This is a genomic window from Mycobacteriales bacterium (assembly GCA_036497565.1).
In the GTDB taxonomy this organism is placed as follows: domain Bacteria; phylum Actinomycetota; class Actinomycetes; order Mycobacteriales; family QHCD01; genus DASXJE01.
In genome coordinates this window covers 18,989-38,053 of record DASXJE010000022.1, presented here as the reverse complement: position 1 = coordinate 38,053, position 19,065 = coordinate 18,989, and the positions used below count along the sequence as shown (strand labels likewise).

The following is a 19,065-nucleotide window of genomic DNA, read 5'->3' as shown; positions in this document are numbered from 1 at the left end:
CGGCGGGCTGGGCGACGTGCGCCGGCCGGCCGTCGACCCGGACTGCAGTGGCGGTGAGATTGTGCCGAAGGTCGAGGTCGAACCGGCTGAGCGACTGGGTCGCATGCGCCGCGAGATGTTCGACGCCGTCGAGCCTGCGGGTGGCCGGCACGTAGCTGACGTGCAGCCGGTAGGAGGAGACGTCGTAGCCGCCGTTGCCCTGGCGCGGGAAGTACGGATCGCCCGCCCCCGGTGCACCGGCGCTCGGAGCACCGGCCGATGCGGGCGTCGGGGACGCGAGAGGCGCCGCCGACGCCTCCGGCGCGATGAGCGAGACGGTCAGGACCGTCGCCGCCGCGACTGAGAAGAACATTTTCCGGTACGCCGACATCAATTGATCTTCCCACGGCGACTCCCGCTGGGGTACCGCTGCGCTCGAGGCGATTTGTCGGTGTTCGGCGCTACGCTCCCCGACATGAACAACGGTGGACGACGTCCGGGGACGCGTTGGTAGGCGCCGCCGAGGACACCGACTTCCGGGAATGGCTCCGGCCACGCTGGATCGGCGGTCTGCTCAACCTCCTCGCGGTCGCCGCCGCGGGCGGTGCCTACATGCTCTCCGCCGAGGCGGGGATCTCCCATGGCGGCCGGCGGATCCTGCTGCTCGCTCTCGGCGCGGCGCTGACCGGCGTCGTGGTCCTCTGTGGCGCCCTGAAGCAGATCCGCGACGCCCGCCGGATCCGGGGCGCGGCCCAGATCGCCGTCGATGCCGAAGAGGCGCTCGGCACCGCCCTCAACGGAGCGTTCGCGCCCATCACGAGCTATCTCGGGGAGATGGGCGACGCGTCCGGGAGATCGTCCCGGGCGACCATCGCCGGCAAACTGCGCCAGGCGGTGGTCGAAGCCGCCGTTCTCTTGACCGCGCCGGACGCGCGCAGCGCCTTCTACCGTGCCGACTCGCACCGCACCCGCCTGACCCGGGAGGCCTACGCCGGCCGGTCGACCCTGCCGCGGGACGAATTCGTCCGGGGAACCGATGACGGCGACGTCGTTCTCGACCTCGTCGACCGCGGTGACCTCGTCTATATCGAGGACACCGACGCCGACCCGCTGGTGATCCCCTCGACGGAGGGCGACTACCGCACCGTGATCGCGGTGGCCGTCACCGCCGGCGCGCAGCGGCTCGGCATGCTCACCGTCGATGCGACCGATGTCGGTGAGCTGTCCCAGATCGACGTCGAACTGGTGCGCGTCCTCGCCAACCTGCTCGGCTCGGGCCTGGTGCAGGCGACATGAGACCACCTCCGGACCGGCGCCGCGCGGACCGCCGTGTCGCGTTGCGGCGGGTATGATCGGGATGAACGTCGAAGGAGGAGCCGTGGTCAAGCGCGAAAAAGTGATCGACGCGCAGGGACGCGACTGGGTGAGCGGCCTGCTCGACCCGACCATCTACTTCGCCGAGGTCCGCCGCGACGCCCGGGCGCAGGCCCAGCGCGTCGTCGCTGCCCGCCTCGCGCGCGCCACGAGGCCCGCCCGGCATTCCCTCGCCGGCTGAAATCCGCCCCGTTTGCGTTGACACCGCGCAGGTGGCGTCCGTAATCTGCCGTCCGCCCCGAGAGGGCTCCGCCCAGGTCTGATCACCGGACCACGCGACCCACCGGCGGCACGGCGACCAGCAGCACGCGTGATCACGCCGTGGCGCCGTGACTTCGGAAGGATTTGCGACGGATATGGCACTGCCGGTAGCGAGCGCCGACGACCGACAACTCATCCAGCGGACGACACGGCATCTGGTCGACAGTTACAGCCCGAAGGGCAACCGCACCGGCTGGCTGATGATCGCCTCGATCTTCATCGAGTCGTGGGACCTCTACTCGATCGCCTTCATCCTGGTGTTTCTCCAGGAGCAGTACCACCCGAGCAGTTTCCTGCTCGGGCTCGCGTCCGCGGGCACCCAGGCCGGCGCAGTCGTCGGTGCATTGCTCGGGGGCTGGTTGTCCGATCGCGTCGGCCGGCGCGCCGTGTTCATCGCGACGATGGTGACGTTCATCATCGTCGGCGCGTCACAGGCCTTCGTACCCAACATGCTCGTCCTCGCCGCCCTCCGGTTCGTCCTCGGAGTCCCGCTCGGCATGGACATCTCCAACGGTTACACCTACATCATGGAGTCCCTCCCGGCCAGCAAGCGGGAGGTGATGGGCAACCGGTGGCAGTTCATGTTCGCCGTCGGTGAGGTGATCGCGATCGCGGTCGTCACCGTGCTGCTCTGGTCGGGCATCGGTCACGAGTATCTCTGGCGCATCATTCTCGGCCTGTCGGCGTTGCCGGCGATCGTCCTGTTCGTCATGCGGATGAAGCTGCCCGAGACCGTGGTGTGGCTGGTCGCGCGCGGCCGGTTCCGCGAGGCCAAGCAGGTCGCCGCCGACACCTACGGCGATCCCCTCGACATGCTTCCCGACAGCGACGTCGACGTCCCGAGGCCGCGGCTGCGGAGCTTCCTGAAAGCGATCCGCAAGGACGAGACCCGGTGGCGCGGAAGCGTCTTCGGCTGGCTGAGCGGTCTCGCGCAGGGCGGCGAGTTCGCGACCTTCGCCTTCTACCTTCCGATCCTGCTCGTCCTTCTCGGCGTATCAGGTGTCAAGTCCGGCAACCTGATCACCCTTGCGCTCTACGTCCTGGCCGCGATCTCGGGCTGGGTCGGCCCGGCGATCCTGCACCGCATCGGCCAGCGCCGGCTGTCCCTGTGGGGCTTCAGCATGGTCGTCGTGGCGCTGATCATGGCGGCGATCGGCATCTTCACCGACACGCTCGTACTGGTTCCGATCGCCGCCGCGATCATGTTGTGGGGCCACTACTGGGACGCCGAGAACTGCATGACCATCTCGTCGATGGTCGCTCCCCCGCAGTATCGCGGGACGGCGAGCGGGTTCGCCTACATCTTCGTGAAGGTGCCCGCCTTCTTCTCCATCCTCGTGTTCCCGACGCTCTTCGACGCGATCGGCAAGGGCGCCGCAACGCTACTTGTGCTGATCTTCCCGCTGATCGGAATCTTCGCCGCGACGTTCGTGCTGCCGAAGAACATCGACGGCTACCGCGGCGACCACGAGTACGCCGACGAGCAGGTCGCGGTCGGGGTCAGCGGATGAACTGCTGCACGAAGTCGGCGCCGAGGCCGACCGACTCGTAGTGCGCCCGGCACCGGTCGATCTTGGTGAAGACGTCCTCGTACCCGTTCTGCACCCCATCGTCGTCGACGTAGATCATCGCCCCGGAGATGTTGAAGAACGTGATCATCTCGTCGCAGTCCTCGGGCACGGACAGCGTGTGGATCTCGCCGGGCGGCTCGTAGACGAAATGACCGGCCTCGGCGACCCACGGGTGCTCGTAGTAGTGCCACTTGCCCCGGATGACGTAGCCGAACACCGCACCCGGGTGCCGGTGACGCGACACGATGCCGGACCGGGTGACCTTCAGCAGGTTGCACCACTGCCCGATGACCGTGTTGAACATCAGGGGCCGGAACCACACGTTGTCCGCCTGCGGCACCCACAGCCGCTCGTCCTCCGGCACCGCGGGAATCGCGATCTCCGCGGGGATGTAGGCCGACGGGGCGATGACTACGCCCGACGATGTCATCCGATCACTCCTCGTCCGTATCGTCAGGCGGCCAGGTAGCCGCCGTCGACCGGGACGATAGCCCCGGTGATGAACCGCGCCTGCGGGCCGGCGAGGAACGCCACGACGTCGGCGACGTCGGACGGCTCCCCCCACCGGCCGAGCGGGGTGCGTCCGACGATCTGGTCGCTCGCCGCGGCGTCCGAATGGAGCGCCCCGGTGAGTTCGGTGCGGATCCATCCCGGGGCCACGGCGTTGACCCGGATCCCGTCGGGGCCCCAGGCCACCGCCAATGACTTCGTCAGTTGGGCGATCCCGCCCTTGCTCGCGGCGTAGCCCGGCACCCGGGCGCCGCCGAAGAAGCTCAACATGGACGCGAGGTTCACGATGCTGCCACCGGTGACCTTCAGCGCCGGGTAGGCGGCGACGCAGGCGCGCATGGTGGCGACCAGGTTGACCTGCAGCACCTCGGCGAACACCTGGGGCTCGAACTCTGCGTCCCGCCGGATGATCCCGGCTGCGTTCACCAGTACCTGCAGCTGCGGCACCTGACCGATCGCCGACTCCAGTGCCTCCGGCTCCGTGACGTCGAGCTCGGCGACGTGCGCGTCCCGCCGAAGCGACTCGGGTGCGGCCTCCGCGCGCAGACCCAGCGCGTGCACCCGGGCACCGGAGGCGATGAATGACGACGCGACGGCGGCTCCGATGCCGCTGGTGCCCCCGACCACGATCACGGTGGGCGGATCGCCGTGTTGCACAGAACCCCCGGGGAGGATGGGCGGTCATTTGACCGCGGGAGGCGGGCCGGATGGCCTCTGATGCTGCGCCGGACCGGACGGCACTGTCAAGGCGGGAAGCGCTTGCCAGACTCAGATGACAGCGCTCTCACAAAATCCTTCCGAGTGTCTTGACAGCGCTGTCAGAGCCGGTGAAACATGGCGCGGACGCCGACCCGCCCAGGAGGTAGCCATGCCCGCCACACCGGTCTCCGAGAAGTTCCCCGTCGCGGGCATGTCGCGCCGGACGATCCTGAAAGCGGCGGCCACCGGCATCGCCGGCCTCGGCGCCGCGCCGCTGCTGGCTGCCTGCGACAAGGGCAGCGGAAGCAGCGGAGGCACCGCATCGGGGAAGCCGACGGTCCGCATGTGGACCTGGTACACCCAGCAGCAGTCGATCTTCCCGAAGCTGATCACCGAGTTCGAGTCGGCCCACCCGAACATCAAGATCGAGAACCGGATCTTCGGTGATACGAACTCCTATCTGCCCGCCCTGCAGGCCGCAGTCGCCGGCGGCGATCCGCCGGAGATCTTCGGCCCGCACGTGCTCGCCATGCAGTACGGCAAGAACGGGATCTCGGCGAACCTGACCAAGGAGCTCGGCAACAGCTTCACCAGCGATTTCTTCGACTCGACCAACCAGGAGTACACCGACGCGGGCAAGCAGTACGCCCTCGGCTGGATGGCTCAGACCTTCGGCATCTTCTACAGCCCGGCCATCCTCAAGCAGGCGGGCGTCGACGAGCCGGAGACGTGGGACGACCTGCTGAGCGCCTCCACCGCGATCAAGTCCAAGACCGGGAAGATCGGCACCCTGTTCGCCAACAACCCCGGCACCAGTGGTCTGGACTTCTTCCTGCCCATCATCACCCAGATCAAGAACGACCCGACCTTCGTCCTCAAGCTCGACCAGCTCACCGACGGTGCCAGCTGGCTCGATCCGTCGGTGGTCCAGGCCCTCGCGGTCGTCCAGAAGCTCGTGAAGGGCGGCGCCTTCCAGGACGGCGTCAACGCCACCGAGACCAACCAGGCCGAGCAGCTCTTCTACACCGGCAAGGCCGCAATGCTGTTCAACGGCTCGTGGGCCCCGCAGGACTTCGTCCAGAACGCCTCGAAGAGCTTCCAGAAGTCCTACAAGGTCATGCAGACTCCGACGACGAAAGCCGGCGCGAAGCACTGGTGCGCCAACCAGGCCGGCGCCGGGCTCGCCGTCAGCGAGACAAGCAAGAACAAGGCCGCCGCGCTGGAGTTCATCAGGTTTCTCTATGACACCGACCGCTACGCCAAGACGATGAACGACTCGAACAGCATGCCGTCGACCAAGTCCGCCGCGCAGCAGGTCAAGGACCCGGTGCTCAAGCAGATGACCTCCTGGTTGTTGCAGGGCAACGGCTGCCCGCACATCCTCTTCGGCAAGGGATCCAGCGCGACCGCAGACCCGCTGGCCGCACTCATCGCCGGATCGACCGGGCCCGAGCAGACGGCGAAGAACATGCAGAAGGCCGTCAAGTCGGCGCGCGGCTGACCGCGCCGGCATGACCTCCACCGTCGAGCGCACCCGGACCGCGACCGTCCGCCGGCGTCGACTGCCGTCCCGCCGCAACCGCCGTGAACGTTACGTCGGCTACGCCTTCGTCCTCCCCACGCTCGTGTTCTTCGCGGCATTCGTGGGCTGGCCCCTCATCCACTCGATCTATCTGAGCTTCACCTCGTGGACCGGGTTCGGTACGCCGACCTTCACCGGACTGCACAACTACAGCCGGCTGGCCGGCGATGCGGTGTTCCGCAAGGCGCTGCTCATCACCGTCGTGTTCACCGCGGTGACCACCGTGCTGCAGACCATCCTGCCGATGCTCATCGCCATCCTCATCAACGCCGGATGGCGTCGGGCCGGCATCGTCTTCCGGACGATCCTGTTCATCCCCGGAGTCGTCTCCTTCGTCGTCACCGGCGTGCTGTGGCAACTCATCTACGACCCAAACCTCGGCACTCTCAACCGGTTGCTCGCCGACATCGGCCTGCGGTCGTGGCAGCACCAGTGGCTCGGCGACCCGGCCCTCGTCGTGCCCGCGATCATCGTGGTGTCACTGTGGCAGTCGCTCGGCCTGTACATGCTGATCTTCTTCGCCGGGCTGCAGGGCATCGATCCGACGCTCTACGAGGCGGCGCTCGTCGACGGTGCCAATGCGTGGCAGCGGCTGCGCAACGTCACGGTCCCGATGCTGCGCACGGTGACCGGCGTCGTGGTGGCCCTGAACCTCATCAACGGGTTCAAGACCTTCGACATCGTCTACGTCATGACCCGCGGCGGCCCGAATCACGCCTCGGAGGTGCTGGGCACCTACCTCTACAGCCTGGCCTTCGGCAGCCTGTCCGGCTCGGCACCGCAGATCGGCTACGCGACCGCGATCAGCATCGTGATCATGGCGCTCTGCATGGCCGCGGTCATCGTCCAGTTCGCCATCAACCGGAGGGCGACCGCCGATGTCCGGTGAGACGACGCTCCAGCCACTCCGCACGCCGGATCCGCTCCGCCCGGGAGCCGCCGCCCACCGGCCGCACCACGACCGGCGGCAGACCGGCTTCCGGTCGGCCGGCTTCGTCGTCCTGCTCGTGCTGGCCGTCGTGATGGTCTTCCCGCTGCTGTGGATGGTGCTGACCTCGCTGCGGTCGAGCAACACGGTCTTCGGCGGTCCGTTCATCCCGACGCAATTCACCGTCTCGGCCTACCGCGAGGCGTGGCACACCATCCACTTCGGCAGCCACTTCCTCAACAGCCTGGTCATCACCTCGCTGACCGTCGTCGGCACGCTGGCGCTAGCCACCCTGTCCGGCTATGCGTTCGCGATGCTGCGCTTCCCGTTGCGCAACACCTTGTACTTCGTGCTGCTGAGCACGCTGATGATGCCGGCCTCGGCGTTGATCATCCCGCTGTACCTGCAGCTGAAGAGCCTGAACCTGCTCGACACCCGCCAGGGTCTCGTGCTGCTCTACATCGGCAGTGCAGCGCCGTTCGCGATGTTCCTCATGCGCGCCTTCTTCGAGACCCTGCCGATGGAACTGGTCGAGGCTGCCAGGGTCGACGGGGCGGGTGAGTTCCGGGTGTTCTGGCGGGTCATGATGCCGCTTGCGCGCCCCGGCATCGCGACCGTGGTGATCTTCCAGTTCCTGGCGACGTGGAACGAGTTCCTCTACGCGAACACGGTGATCCAGACGACCGGCCGGCTGCCGCTGCAACCGATGCTGTTCACCCTGGTCGGTCAATACTCGACCAACTGGCCCGCCCTGACGGCCGCGCTGACCATGTCCGTCCTGCCTGTCATCCTCGTCTACGTGCGGATGCAGCGGCAGTTCGTCGCCGGCATGACGCTCGGTGCCGTGAAGAACTGACCACATCCACGCAGCAGAACTCCCGGAAGGACCCGCCGTGCCGGCACACCCGATCCGTTACGTCGACCTCAACGTCCGTGACCTGGACCGCTCGGTCGACTTCTACACCCGTCTGCTGGACCTGACCGAGGACTCCCGCTCGAACCGGGACGGACGACGCCGTGCGGCGCTGTCCGCCGGGCCCGCGACCCTTCGCCTGCAGGAGATCGGGGCCACCGCCCCGGACAGCGCCTGGCGGGCCGACGACCTGCAGAAGGGCTTCCGGCACATCGGGTTCAAGGTGGCCGACCTCGACCGGCGGGTAGCCGCCCTGCACGACGAAGGCGTCCGCTTCCACCTGGAGCCGCTCGACGCGACCGGCGGAGTGCGGATCGCCTTCTTCTTCGACCCGGACGGGGCCCTGCTGGAGTTCATCCAGGGTGATCTGGACTACCACAAGGTGTGGGACGAGGGGCTCGTCGCGGCCGAGCGCGCCCAGCCGGCGCCGACCACTCCCCGCTTCGACCACGTCGCGGTCACCGTCGACCGGATGCCGGACACCGTGGACCTCTATTCGTCCGGACTCGGCTTCGGCGTCGCCGGACAGCTCTTCCACAAGTCCGATCCCCGCGGCTTCGAGATCACCTACCTGCACGCGCAGGGCACCGTGCTGGAGGTGTTCACCTACACCGCGGACAAGGAGGAGACTCCCTGGCAGGTCGGCACCGAAACGCCCGGCTTCCAGGGCGTCGCCTTCGTCGACCCGGACCCGGCCGCCGCGATCGCCCGGTTGACCGACGCCGGAGCGAAGCCTGCGGGCTCCGTACCGGGCCTGGTGACCGACCGCGACGGGTTCCCGGTGCGGGTCGAGGCGCAGCGATGACCGCGGTTCCCCGCAACTGGCTGCGGCCGCTCGGGCGCACCGGGCTCACGGTCTCCGCGGTCTGCGCCGGGGGCGGTGTGCTCGGCAGCATGCCGGCGAACTTCGGCTACGAGGTGTCGACCCGACGCGGGATCGACACCGCCGCCCGGGTGCTCGCCGGACCGATCACCTTCCTGGACACCTCCAACGGCTACAGCGGCGGGGAGAGCGAGCGACGTATCGGCGCTGCGGTCGGCGCCGCCGGCGGGCTGCCGCCGGGCTTCGTCCTCGCGACGAAGGTGGACCCCGACGACGCCGGTGACTTCTCCGGCGCGCGGGTACGCCGTTCCCTCGAGGAGAGCCTGGAGCGTCTCGGCCTGGACCGGATCCCCCTCCTCTACCTGCACGACCCCGAGCAGATCAGCTTCGACGCCGGCATGGCCGCCGGCGGGCCGGTCGAGGCGATGGCGCGCATCCGCGACGAGGGGCTGGCCGAGCACCTCGGGGTCGCCGGGGGCACGGTCGCCCTCATGGAGCAGTACGTACAGACCGGCGTCTTCGAGGTGCTGCTGTCCCACAACCGCTACACCCTGCTCGACCGGTCGGCCGGTCCGCTGTTCGACACGGCGGTCAAGGAGGGCGTCGCCGTGGTCAACGCGGCGGTGTTCGGCGGGGGCATCCTCGCCAAGGGCACCGGGTCCTCCGACCGCTACGCCTACCGCAGCGCCCCGCCCGAGGTGCTGGCGGCGGCCCGCGCGATGGAGGCGGCGTGCGCGAGACACGGCGTCCCCCTGGTCGCCGCCGCACTGCAGTTCTCCGTCCGCGACGAGCGGGTCGCATCCACCGTGGTCGGGTTCTCCCGCCCGGAACGCGTGGACGAATGCGTCGGCCAGGCGTCGTACGACATCCCGGCGGAGCTCTGGTCGGAGCTGGCCGACCACGTCCCCGGCGCCGAACACTGGCTGTACTGACCGTCAAGAACCCGGAACCGAAGGAGACGACGTGCCTGACCGTGAGCCGATCAACTTCCCGGCGGACTTTCTCTGGGGCACCGCCACCGCGAGCTACCAGATCGAAGGCGGGGTCGACGAGGACGGTCGCGGCCGGTCGGTGTGGGACACCTTCGCCCACACCCCCGGGAAGATCCAGGGCGGCGACACCGGTGACGTGGCGTGCGATCACTACCACCGCTATCCCGAAGACGTCGCGCTGATGCGTGAGCTCGGAGTCAACGCCTACCGGTTCTCCCTCGCGTGGCCGCGCTTCCAGCCCGACGGGCGGGGCGAGCTCAACCCGGGCGGCGTCGCCTTCTACGACCGGCTCCTCGACGAGCTGCTCGGCGCCGGGATCCGCCCCTGGGTGACCCTCTACCACTGGGATCTCCCCCAGGCGCTGGAGGACGCCGGCGGCTGGCCGGTGCGGGAGACGGCGCTCCGGTTCGCCGACTACGCGGCCGCGGTCCACGCCCGGTTCGCCGACCGGATCGGCGACTGGACCACCCTCAACGAGCCGTGGTGCGCGGCCTTCCTCGGTTACGCCTCCGGCCATCATGCGCCGGGGCGGCAGGACCCGGCGGCGGCCGTACGCGCCGCCCATCACCTGATGCTCGGCCACGGACTGGCCGTCGAGGCCATGCGCTCGGCCCGGGCCGACCTCAACTACGGGATCACGCTCAACCTCTACCCGACGGACGCCGCCAGCGACGCCGCCGCCGACGTCGATGCCGCGCGCCGGATCGACGGGATCAGCAACCGCATCTTCCTCGACCCGATCCTGCGCGGCCGCTACCCCGCCGACGTCCTCGCCGACCTCGCGCCCATCGCCGGCACCGACCACATCCTGGACGGGGACGAGAAGCAGATCGGCCTGCCGCTCAACGTCCTCGGCGTCAACTACTACAGCCGGCACGTCGTCCGGGCCGCGCAGGGCGGCACGACGGCCGCGCCGAACTCCACCTGGGTGGGGTCGGAGGACGTGGAGAAGGTCGACACCGGCCGCCCGACGACGGCGATGGGCTGGGACATCGACGACGACGGCCTCTACGACATCCTGACCCGGGTCGCCCGCGAGTACGACGCACCGCCGCTCTACGTCACCGAGAACGGCGCGGCGTTCGACGACGTCCTCGACGTGGACGGCGCCGTGCACGACCCGGAGCGGATCGACTACCTCGACAGCCATTTCCGCGCCGCGCACCGGGCGATTCGCGACGGAGTGGATCTGCGTGGCTACTTCGTGTGGTCGTTGACGGACAACTTCGAATGGGCCTGGGGCAACTCCCGGCGGTTCGGTCTGATCCACCTCGACTACGCGACCCAGCGGCGCACGGTCAAGGACAGTGGCCGGTGGTACGCCGGCGTCACCGGCACCAACGCGCTGCCCGCCAGGAGAGAATGAGGCCTGGCACCGCAGGCGAGGAGAGTCGATGAGGTCCGAACGGCCCGCCCGGCCGACGCTGACCGGGGTCGCCCGGCGGGCGGGCGTCTCGCCCTCCACCGTCTCCCGGGTGGTACGCGGCTCCACTCCGGTCAGCGCCGAACTCGAGCGCACCGTGCGCGAGGCGATCGCCGCCACCGGCTACGTGCCGAACCTCGCCGCCCGCCAGCTGGTCACCAGCCGCTCGGACACCATCGGCGTCGTGATCGCCGAGGACCAGCGGCACGTGTTCGGCGAGCCGTTCTTCGCGGACATGATCGAGGGGGTCACCGCGGAGCTGTCCACCACGCCGTTCCGGTTCATCCTCGTCGTCGCCCGGTCCAGGGACGACCGCATGTGGCTGCAGCACTACGTCGGCAGCCGGCACGTCGACGGTGTGATGCTCATCGCCCCCGAACGCCGCGACCCGCTTGGCCGGATCCTGCAGGAGACCGGCGTGCCGGTCGTGTTCATGGGCAGGCCGTTCGACGTCACCGGCTGCCGTTACGTCGACGCGGACAACGTCGGCGGGACGAAGCAGGCCGTCGAATACCTCCACGCCAAAGGCCGTCGCCACATCGCCATGATCACCGGCATCCAGACCATGCGCTCGGGCTCGGACCGGCTCGCCGGGTACCGCAAGGGAATGGAGCAGGTCGGACTGCCGATCGACGAACGGCTCATCGTCGCCAGCGACTACACCGAGGAGGGCGGCGAACTGGCCATGCACGACCTGCTCGGCCGGCAGGTGCCGATCGACGCCGTGGTGGCCGCGTCGGACGTCAGCGCGGTCGGCGCGCTCCGTGCGCTGTCCACCGCCCGCATCGCCGTACCGGAGGAGATCTGCGTCGTCGGATTCGGCGACGACCCGAACAGCGCCCGGCACCGACCTCCACTCACCACGGTGGCACAGCCGTCGGTGGAGATGGGACGCCGGCTTGCCCGGCTGATGGTCGACACCATCGAGGGCGGCAAGAGCAGGCGCCGGGTGGTCATGCCCACCCACCTCGTCGTGCGGGAAACCGCCTGAGACCGACCCGCTCCACCCGTTACCATCCGCGACACCTCGCGCGGTGCTCGGAAATCGGCTGACCCGGCTGCGGCAGCACGTTACCGTCGGTGTCGCCGTGCGGTCCGACCACGGCGAATTACGCAAGGAGCGCCCGGGGTGGAATAGGCGAACACGACCGCAGACTTGTGTTGCGCATGACACGCCGGGACACATGCCCCCGATCCCCCGCACGGCGCTTCACAAGACTAATCTGATCTTGGGCGACCGTGAGGGCGCCTCATAGGTGGGGAGAGGACCAGATGGACGCAGCCCGCGGTGATCTCGGGCCGCCCGGCCCGGATACCGCCGTCCGGCCGGTCGAGGGTGATTGGCTGGATGCCCTCGCCACTCTCGCCACCATCGACGTCAAAATCGGCCAGGAAAACTTCCCCGTCGCATCCCGGCTCGTCCCCGCCCGCTGGCGTCGTCATCTGCAGGCGCTCTACGGATTCGCCCGGCTCGTCGACGATGCCGGTGACGAGGCACCCGGAGACCGCGACGCCCTGCTCGACGCGATCGACGACGACATCGACCGTCTCGTCGGCGACACCCCGCCGCGGCTGGCGGTGCTGCAGCGCCTGGCCGCCACAGTGGCGGAGCGGCAGCTGCCGCTCGAACCGTTCCACCGCCTGGTCGAGGCCAACCGTCGCGACCAGGTCGTCCGGCGCTACGACACCTATGACCAGCTGGTCGACTACTGCACCCTGTCCGCCAATCCCGTCGGCCACCTCGTACTCTCCCTCTTCGACAAGGCCACCCCGGAGCGTCTCGTGCTCTCCGACGAGGTGTGCACCGCGCTGCAGTTGATCGAGCACTGGCAGGACATCGCTGAAGACTTCGGTAACGACCGGGTCTACCTTCCGGCCGAAGACATGCAGCGGTACGGCGTGACGGACGCCGATCTCTCGGCCGACCACGTGAGCCCGGCGCTACGACGTCTGCTCGCCTTCGAGGTCAGCCGGACCCAGGCGCTGCTGAGCCATGGCGCGCGGCTGGTCGGCACGCTGTCGGGTTCGGCCCGGCTCGCCGTCGCCGGCTATGTCGGCGGGGGTCAGGCTGCCCTCGATGCACTCGGGGCGGCCGACCTCGAGGTGCTGGCTGGGCACCCCCGGCCGGGGCGGCTGCGGATCGTGCGTTCGATCACGGCACGGCTCGTGGGAGGGCGCTGAGCATGCACGCCGTCGAGGCCTACGCACACTGTGAACAGGTAACCCGCACCGAGGCACGTAACTTCGCCTACGGGATCCGGTTGCTCGCCCCGTCGAAGCGGGCGGCGCTCTCGGCCGTCTACGCCTTCGCCCGCCGGATCGACGACATCGGCGACGGCGACGCTCCCGTGCCGGAGAAGCTCTCGGCGCTGGCCGCGGCCAGAGCCGACATCGACCGCATCGGCACCGACGCCGACGACGCCGTACTCGTCGCGCTCGGCGACGCGGTGCGCCACCACCCGATCCCGCTCGGCGCGTTCGGCGAGCTCATCGACGGCGTCGAGGCCGACGTCCGCGGCGCCCGCTACGACAGCATCGACGAGCTGGTGCACTACTGCCGGTGCGTGGCCGGCTCGATCGGCCGGTTGTCCCTCGGGGTGTTCGGCGGCCTGGAACGTCCCGGCGCGGCGGACCGTGCGGATGCGCTCGGAGTGGCGCTGCAGCTGACCAACATCCTGCGCGACGTCCGCGAGGACCTGGAGAACGGGCGCATCTACCTGCCGGCCGAGGACCTCGAACGCTACGGCGCGCGGCTCGTCCTCGACCCGAGCGGGACGATCACCGGGCCGCGGTTGCCGCTCGTCGAGCTCATGCGCTTCGAAGCCGACCGGGCGCGCACGTGGTACGCGCGCGGACTCGAACTCCTCCCGATGCTCGACGCCCGCAGTGCGGCGTGCTGCGCGGCCATGGCCGGGATATACCGGCGGCTGCTCGACCGCATCGCCGACCGCCCGGACATCGCCCTCGACCGACGGGTCTCCCTGCCCACCCGGGAAAAGGTCGCGGTCGCCGTCGGCAGCCTGGCGCGTGCGGCCGTCGGCAGCGGCCTGAAGTCCACCCGGACGGGGGTGGCGCCATCATGAGCGCGCCCACGGTGTGCGTCGTCGGGGCGGGATTGGCTGGTCTGGCCGCGGCGATCGAAGCGGTCGACGGCGGGGCGCAGGTCATCCTGCTCGAGAGCCGCCCGCGACTCGGCGGTGCGACCTTCTCCTTCACCCGCGACGGCGCGAACGTCGACCACACCTCGGTCGACCATGGGGCCGACGACCACGCCTCCGTCGACCATGGCGTCGACGCGGACTCCCCCCGCGACGGACTCACCGTCGACAACGGCCAGCACGTCTTCCTGCGTTGCTGCACCGCCTATCAGGCCTTCCTCCGCCGGCTCGGCGTCGCCGGCCTGGTGCGAATCCAGGACCGGATGTCGGTGCCGGTGATCACACCCGGGGGCCGGGTGCACCGGCTGACCCGCAGCGATCTGCCCGCCCCGCTGCACCTCGCCGGAGCCGTCGGCGGCTACCCGCTGCTGTCGCTGCGCGACAAGGTCACCGCGGTCCGGGCCCTGGTGGCGCTACGCCGTCTCGACCCCGACGATCCGCGCCTGGACGTCGAGTCCTTCGGCGGTTGGCTGCGGCGGCACGGGCAGTCGACGACGGCGATCAACGCGCTGTGGGGACTCATCAGCGTCCCGACGCTCAATGCCTGGCCGGACGAGACTTCCCTCGCCCTCGCCGCGATGGTCTTCCGCACCGGTCTGCTGGACGACGCCGAGGCGGCCGACATCGGTATCCCCCTGGTCCCCCTGTCCCGGCTGCACGGCGACCCGGCCGGTGCCGTGCTCGCCGCGGCCGGGGCGGACGTGCGCACCTCGACGAGGGTCGTCGGCGTACGCCGCGACGAGTCCGGGCTCACCGTGGCGACGAGGTCCGGATCGGTGCGCGCCGACGCCGTCGTCCTCGCCGTACCGCACGACAGCCTGCCGCCGCTGCTCCCCGACGGCGCCGTCCGCGAGCAGGCCCGGCTGGCCGGACTGGGCGCCTCACCGATCGTCAACCTGCACGTCGTCTACGACCGGCCCGTGACCAGCCTGCCGTTCGCGGTCGGTCACGGTGGCCCGGTCCACTGGGTGTTCGACCGCACCGAGGCCGCGGGAGTGACCGACGGGCAGTACCTCACCGTGTCGCTGTCGGCCGCCGATGCCTACCTGCACGAACCGGTCGCCGCCCTGCGCGCCCGGTTCCTCCCGGCGCTGGCCGAACTGTTCCCCGCAGCCGGCCGGGCTAGTGTCCGCCGGTTCCTCGTGACACGGGAGCCGAAAGCCACATTCCGGCCATTGCCCGGCACCGGCGCGCTCCGGCCCGGCTCCCAGACAGATGTCCCCGGCGTGTTCCTCGCTGGGTCGTGGACCGACACCGGCTGGCCCGCGACGATGGAGGGCGCCGTCCGGAGCGGGACCAACGCGGCTCGTCGCGCCCTGACCACGGTCGATCCGATCTCGGCCCCGACCATGCAAGGAGCAGCCCTGTGACCGCCCGGACACTGCATCAGGGTCACGTCGCCAGCGTGCTGGACCGGGCCCGCGACCTCTCCCAACCGGCGCTGCGGGAGGCCGTCGACCGGCTGACCCCGTCGATGACCAAGGTCGCCGGCTACCACTTCGGCTGGCTCACCGCCGATGGCCGCGAGCGAGGGAAGATCCACGGCAAGGGCATCCGCAACGCCATGGCCCTGCTGTCCGCCCGGGCGGCCGGGGCGCCCGCCGAGAGCGGCATCCCGGGTGGCGTCGCGGTGGAGTTGGTGCACAACTTCTCGCTGCTGCACGACGACCTGATGGACGGCGATCGCGAACGCCACCACCAGCCGACGGCCTGGACCGTGTTCGGTCCGTCCGCCGCGATTCTCGGCGGGGTCGCCCTGCTCACGCTCGCCGAGGAGGTGCTGCTCGACCTCGAGACCTCCGACGGGGCGGCCGCGGCGAAGCTCCTGACGACGTCCACCGCCAGGTTGGTCACGGGTCAAACCGACGATCTGGAGTTCGAATCGCGTGACGACGTCACACTGGAGGAATGCCTGCGGATGGCGGGAAACAAGACCAGCGCGCTGATGTCGTGCTCGGCGGCGATCGGCGCCGTCCTCAATGGCGCATCCCCCGCCACCGTCCGCGCGCTCACCGACTTCGGCGAGCACGTCGGCCTCGCCTTCCAGTTGGTCGACGACTTGCTCGGCATCTGGGGTTCCCCCGAGCTGACCGGAAAGCCGGTCCGGTCGGACCTACGAGCCGGAAAGAAGACCCTTCCGGTCGCCGCGGCCCTCGCCGCCGGTGGCTCGGCCGCCGAGCAGCTGGCCCGCATGCTCGCCGAGGACGCCGCCGAGGCCCCATCCGAGGCCGACAGCGACGACCGCTACGCCGCCGAGGCCGACCTGGTCGAGAAGGCCGGAGGTCGGGCCTGGGCGGGCACCGAGGCCGACCGCCAGCTGACCCTGGCCCGGGAGCGGCTGACCTCGGTCGAGCTGGAGCCCGACGCGGTCCGCGACCTGACAGCGGTGGCCGACTACGTGGTGCGGCGGCAGCAGTGAGCACCCTGCAGACCGAATTCACCGGTCCGGTCGCCGGCCCGACCGAGGCGCTGGGCTCGGCCACCCGACACCTGCTCGACCTGCAGCACGCCGACGGGTGGTGGAAGGGCGAACTCGAGACCAACGTCACGATGGACGCCGAGGATCTCCTGCTCCGGCACGTGCTCGGGGTGCGGACCGACGAGGAGACCGCACGGGCCGCCCACTGGATCCGCTCGCAGCAACGCGGGGACGGCACGTGGGCGACGTTCTTCGGTGGACCGGCCGACCTGTCGACCACGGCGGAGGCCTACGTCGCACTTCGGCTGGCCGGCGATGGTCCTGAGCTGCCACACATGCAGGCCGCGGCGCACTTCGTGCGGGAGTCCGGCGGTCTCGAGGCCACCCGGGTCTTCACCCGCATCTGGCTCGCGATGGTGGGCCAGTGGTCCTGGGAGCAAGTGCCGGTCCTTCCGCCGGAGCTGATCCTGCTGCCGTCGTGGGTGCCGCTCAACATCTACGATTTCGCCTGCTGGGCGCGCCAGACGATAGTCCCGCTGACGATCGTGAGCACGCTCCGGCCGGTGCGGCCGCTGCCGTTCGACCTGCCCGAGCTGCGGACCGGCATCGAGCAGCCGGAGTCAGCTTCCCCCCTGAGCTCGGCCGGGCGGTTCGAACTGCTCGACCGGGTGCTGCGCACCTACGGCCGCCGGGCCTCGAAGCGACTCCGGCGCCACGCGATGGCCAAGGCCGAGAAGTGGATCGTGGCGCGCCAGGAAGCGGACGGGTCGTGGGGCGGAATCCAGCCGCCGTGGGTCTATTCGCTGATCGCCCTGCACGCCCTCGGCTATCCCACCGACCATCCGGTCATCGTCGCCGGGCTGGCCGGGCTGGACGGCTTCCTCATCGACGACGAACGCGGCCGCCGGCTCGAGGCCTGTCAGTCGCCGGTCTGGGACACCGTGCTCGCCATGATCGCGCTGTCCGACGCGGGCATCACCGCCGACGACCCGGCGCTGGTGAAGGCCGGCCAATGGGTGGTCGACGAGGAGATCGGCGTCCACGGCGACTGGGCGGTGCGCCGGCCGCAGTTGGGCGCCGGCGGCTGGGCGTTCGAATTCGCCAACGACACCTACCCCGACGTCGACGACACCGCCGAGGTCGTCCTCGCGCTGCGCCGGGTCGACCCGGCGCGCGTCAGCGGGCTCGACGGCGCGATCCGCCGGGGAGTCTCCTGGTCGACCGGGATGCAGAGCGGCGACGGTGGCTGGGGCGCATTCGACGCCGACAACACCCGCGACCTCGCCTATGCCATCTCCTTCGCCGACTTCGGCGCGATGATCGACCCGCCCTCCGCCGACGTGACGGCACACATGGTCGAGATGCTCGCCGGCGAAGGAGCGGCCGGCTCGCCGGCGGCCCGCCGCGGCATCGACTGGATGCTCGCCGCGCAGGAGTCCGACGGCTCGTGGTTCGGACGGTGGGGCGCCAACCACGTCTACGGAGTGGGGGCGGTGGTCCCCGCTCTGATCGCCGCCGGTCTGCCGTCCTCGCACCCGGCGATCGAGCGCTCCCTGGCCTGGCTGCGCGGCGTGCAGAACACCGACGGCGGTTGGGGCGAAGACCTGCGCTCCTACGTCGACCCGGCCTGGCGCGGCCGGGGCGACTCGACCGCCTCGCAGACCGCGTGGGCTCTACTCGCGCTGCTCTGCGTCGACGCGCCGAGGACGTCCACCACGGCCGAGGCGATCGAACGCGGCATCCGGTGGCTGGTCGACAATCAGCGAGCGGACGGCACGTGGGATGAGCCACAGTTCACCGGCACCGGATTCCCCGGGGATTTCTACATCAACTATCACCTCTACCGACTCGTCTTCCCGCTGATGGCGCTGGGGCGCTACGTGCGGGCATTCGAGCAGGAAGCAGAGCGGGCATGACTCTCCTCGTCTACGCACCGCTACGGATCGAGGCGCAGACCGTCGCGCCGGGGTTGCCCCGCGCCCGCGTGGTCCGCTCCGGAATGGGTCCGCTGCGCGCGCACCGCGCCGCGGCGGGTCTGTGGCGCGACACCGGCCCGGACGACCCGGTCGCGATCGCCGGGTTCGCCGGCGCGTTGCGTGAAGGCCTCGCACCCGGCGACATCGTCATCGCCGACGAGGTGCGGGGCGGCAGCCGGGTGGTGCGCTGCCCGTCGGCTGCTCCGCTCGCGGCGGCGCTGCGCCGGCTCGGCCTGCGGGTCCACGTGGGCCCGATCCTGACCGTCGAGAGCGCCGTACGCCGGCAGGAACACCGTGCCGAACTCGCCGAGACCGGCGCGATCGCGATCGACATGGAGTCCGCGGCGTTCCTCGACCTGGTCGGCGACCGGCCGCGGGCCGTCCTGCGGGTCATCGTCGACGGTCCCGACCGGCCGCTGGTGCATCCCCGCACCATCACCGGCGGCGTCGTCGCCCG

At 70.1% G+C, this 19,065-nt stretch carries 18 protein-coding genes and 1 pseudogene; 16 read left to right on the top strand and 3 right to left on the bottom strand.

What is annotated here, in order from left to right; genetic code table 11:
- Positions 1-370 (bottom strand): hypothetical protein (locus VGH85_02530; GenBank protein ID HEY2172664.1); only part of this gene is annotated, 370 nt, incomplete at its 3' end.
- Positions 371-486: 116 nt separating this feature from the next.
- On the opposite strand from VGH85_02530, the gene VGH85_02525 reads away from it, so the two are divergent.
- From VGH85_02525 to VGH85_02515, 3 genes are all read left to right on the top strand, one after another.
- Positions 487-1,275 (top strand): GAF domain-containing protein, encoded by a 789-nt coding sequence (locus VGH85_02525; GenBank protein HEY2172663.1) that lies wholly within the window; start codon positions 487-489, stop codon positions 1,273-1,275.
- A gap of 82 nt (positions 1,276-1,357) precedes the next feature.
- Positions 1,358-1,534 (top strand): hypothetical protein, encoded by a 177-nt coding sequence (locus tag VGH85_02520; protein ID HEY2172662.1) that lies wholly within the window; start codon positions 1,358-1,360, stop codon positions 1,532-1,534.
- A 175-nt stretch (positions 1,535-1,709) separates the two neighbouring features.
- Positions 1,710-3,125: an MFS transporter gene (locus VGH85_02515; protein ID HEY2172661.1), complete on the top strand. Its 1,416-nt coding sequence runs from the start codon at positions 1,710-1,712 to the stop codon at positions 3,123-3,125.
- Here VGH85_02515 and VGH85_02510 read toward each other — a convergent pair.
- Entirely contained in the window at positions 3,115-3,615 is a 501-nt protein-coding gene (locus VGH85_02510) for a 2,4'-dihydroxyacetophenone dioxygenase family protein (protein HEY2172660.1), read from the bottom strand. The two genes, VGH85_02515 and VGH85_02510, sit on opposite strands and share 11 nt — an antisense overlap.
- 23 nt (positions 3,616-3,638) lie before the next feature.
- A complete protein-coding gene (locus VGH85_02505; protein HEY2172659.1) occupies positions 3,639-4,352 on the bottom strand; it encodes an SDR family oxidoreductase in 714 nt (237 codons plus the stop codon).
- Between the two features lie 211 nt (positions 4,353-4,563).
- Here VGH85_02505 and VGH85_02500 point away from each other — a divergent pair, with 211 nt between their 5' ends.
- From VGH85_02500 to VGH85_02440, 13 genes and pseudogenes are all read left to right on the top strand, one after another.
- Entirely contained in the window at positions 4,564-5,895 is a 1,332-nt protein-coding gene (locus tag VGH85_02500) for an extracellular solute-binding protein (GenBank protein HEY2172658.1), read from the top strand.
- 10 nt (positions 5,896-5,905) lie between these two features.
- On the top strand, positions 5,906-6,865 hold the full coding sequence (locus tag VGH85_02495; protein HEY2172657.1) for a sugar ABC transporter permease: 960 nt from the start codon (positions 5,906-5,908) through the stop codon (positions 6,863-6,865).
- Positions 6,855-7,760 (top strand): carbohydrate ABC transporter permease, encoded by a 906-nt coding sequence (locus VGH85_02490; protein ID HEY2172656.1) that lies wholly within the window; start codon positions 6,855-6,857, stop codon positions 7,758-7,760. Before VGH85_02495 ends, VGH85_02490 begins: the two co-directional genes overlap by 11 nt.
- A 37-nt stretch (positions 7,761-7,797) precedes the next feature.
- Positions 7,798-8,622 (top strand): VOC family protein, encoded by an 825-nt coding sequence (locus VGH85_02485; protein HEY2172655.1) that lies wholly within the window; start codon positions 7,798-7,800, stop codon positions 8,620-8,622.
- Positions 8,619-9,572 carry an aldo/keto reductase gene (locus VGH85_02480; protein ID HEY2172654.1) on the top strand — a complete coding sequence of 318 codons (954 nt, stop codon included), beginning with the start codon at positions 8,619-8,621 and terminating at the stop codon, positions 9,570-9,572. The genes VGH85_02485 and VGH85_02480 overlap by 4 nt, the downstream gene beginning before the upstream one ends.
- Positions 9,573-9,603: 31 nt before the next feature.
- Positions 9,604-10,998, top strand: coding sequence for a GH1 family beta-glucosidase (locus tag VGH85_02475; protein HEY2172653.1), 1,395 nt, complete (start codon positions 9,604-9,606; stop codon positions 10,996-10,998).
- Positions 10,999-11,026: 28 nt separating this feature from the next.
- Complete coding sequence (locus tag VGH85_02470) at positions 11,027-12,046, top strand: LacI family DNA-binding transcriptional regulator (protein ID HEY2172652.1); 1,020 nt, start codon at positions 11,027-11,029, stop codon at positions 12,044-12,046.
- 281 nt (positions 12,047-12,327) lie between these two features.
- A complete protein-coding gene (gene hpnC / locus VGH85_02465) occupies positions 12,328-13,236 on the top strand; it encodes a squalene synthase HpnC (protein HEY2172651.1) in 909 nt (302 codons plus the stop codon).
- Between the two features lie 2 nt (positions 13,237-13,238).
- Positions 13,239-14,138: a squalene/phytoene synthase family protein gene (locus VGH85_02460; protein ID HEY2172650.1), complete on the top strand. Its 900-nt coding sequence runs from the start codon at positions 13,239-13,241 to the stop codon at positions 14,136-14,138.
- On the top strand, positions 14,135-15,583 hold the full coding sequence (hpnE, locus tag VGH85_02455) for a hydroxysqualene dehydroxylase HpnE (protein ID HEY2172649.1): 1,449 nt from the start codon (positions 14,135-14,137) through the stop codon (positions 15,581-15,583). Before VGH85_02460 ends, hpnE begins: the two co-directional genes overlap by 4 nt.
- On the top strand, positions 15,580-16,632 hold the full coding sequence (locus VGH85_02450; GenBank protein HEY2172648.1) for a polyprenyl synthetase family protein: 1,053 nt from the start codon (positions 15,580-15,582) through the stop codon (positions 16,630-16,632). The genes hpnE and VGH85_02450 overlap by 4 nt, the downstream gene beginning before the upstream one ends.
- Positions 16,629-18,548, top strand: a complete 1,920-nt coding sequence (gene shc, locus VGH85_02445) for a squalene--hopene cyclase (protein HEY2172647.1) — start codon at positions 16,629-16,631, stop codon at positions 18,546-18,548. The genes VGH85_02450 and shc overlap by 4 nt, the downstream gene beginning before the upstream one ends.
- A pseudogene (locus tag VGH85_02440) lies at positions 18,545-18,955 on the top strand (4-hydroxy-3-methylbut-2-enyl diphosphate reductase). The gene shc and the pseudogene VGH85_02440 overlap by 4 nt, the downstream one beginning before the upstream one ends.
- Positions 18,956-19,065: the final 110 nt, after the last annotated feature.

Excerpts from the sequence above, each read along its gene's own strand:
- VGH85_02515 (HEY2172661.1), top strand. The coding sequence starts at position 1,710 with ATGGCACTGCCGGTAGCGAGCGCCGACGACCGACAACTCATCCAGCGG.
- VGH85_02510 (HEY2172660.1), bottom strand. The coding sequence starts at position 3,615 with ATGACATCGTCGGGCGTAGTCATCGCCCCGTCGGCCTACATCCCCGCG.
- VGH85_02500 (HEY2172658.1), top strand. The coding sequence starts at position 4,564 with ATGCCCGCCACACCGGTCTCCGAGAAGTTCCCCGTCGCGGGCATGTCG.
- VGH85_02495 (HEY2172657.1), top strand. The coding sequence starts at position 5,906 with ATGACCTCCACCGTCGAGCGCACCCGGACCGCGACCGTCCGCCGGCGT.
- VGH85_02490 (HEY2172656.1), top strand. The coding sequence starts at position 6,855 with ATGTCCGGTGAGACGACGCTCCAGCCACTCCGCACGCCGGATCCGCTC.
- VGH85_02480 (HEY2172654.1), top strand. The coding sequence starts at position 8,619 with ATGACCGCGGTTCCCCGCAACTGGCTGCGGCCGCTCGGGCGCACCGGG.
- VGH85_02470 (HEY2172652.1), top strand. The coding sequence starts at position 11,027 with ATGAGGTCCGAACGGCCCGCCCGGCCGACGCTGACCGGGGTCGCCCGG.
- hpnC (HEY2172651.1), top strand. The coding sequence starts at position 12,328 with ATGGACGCAGCCCGCGGTGATCTCGGGCCGCCCGGCCCGGATACCGCC.
- VGH85_02460 (HEY2172650.1), top strand. The coding sequence starts at position 13,239 with ATGCACGCCGTCGAGGCCTACGCACACTGTGAACAGGTAACCCGCACC.
- hpnE (HEY2172649.1), top strand. The coding sequence starts at position 14,135 with ATGAGCGCGCCCACGGTGTGCGTCGTCGGGGCGGGATTGGCTGGTCTG.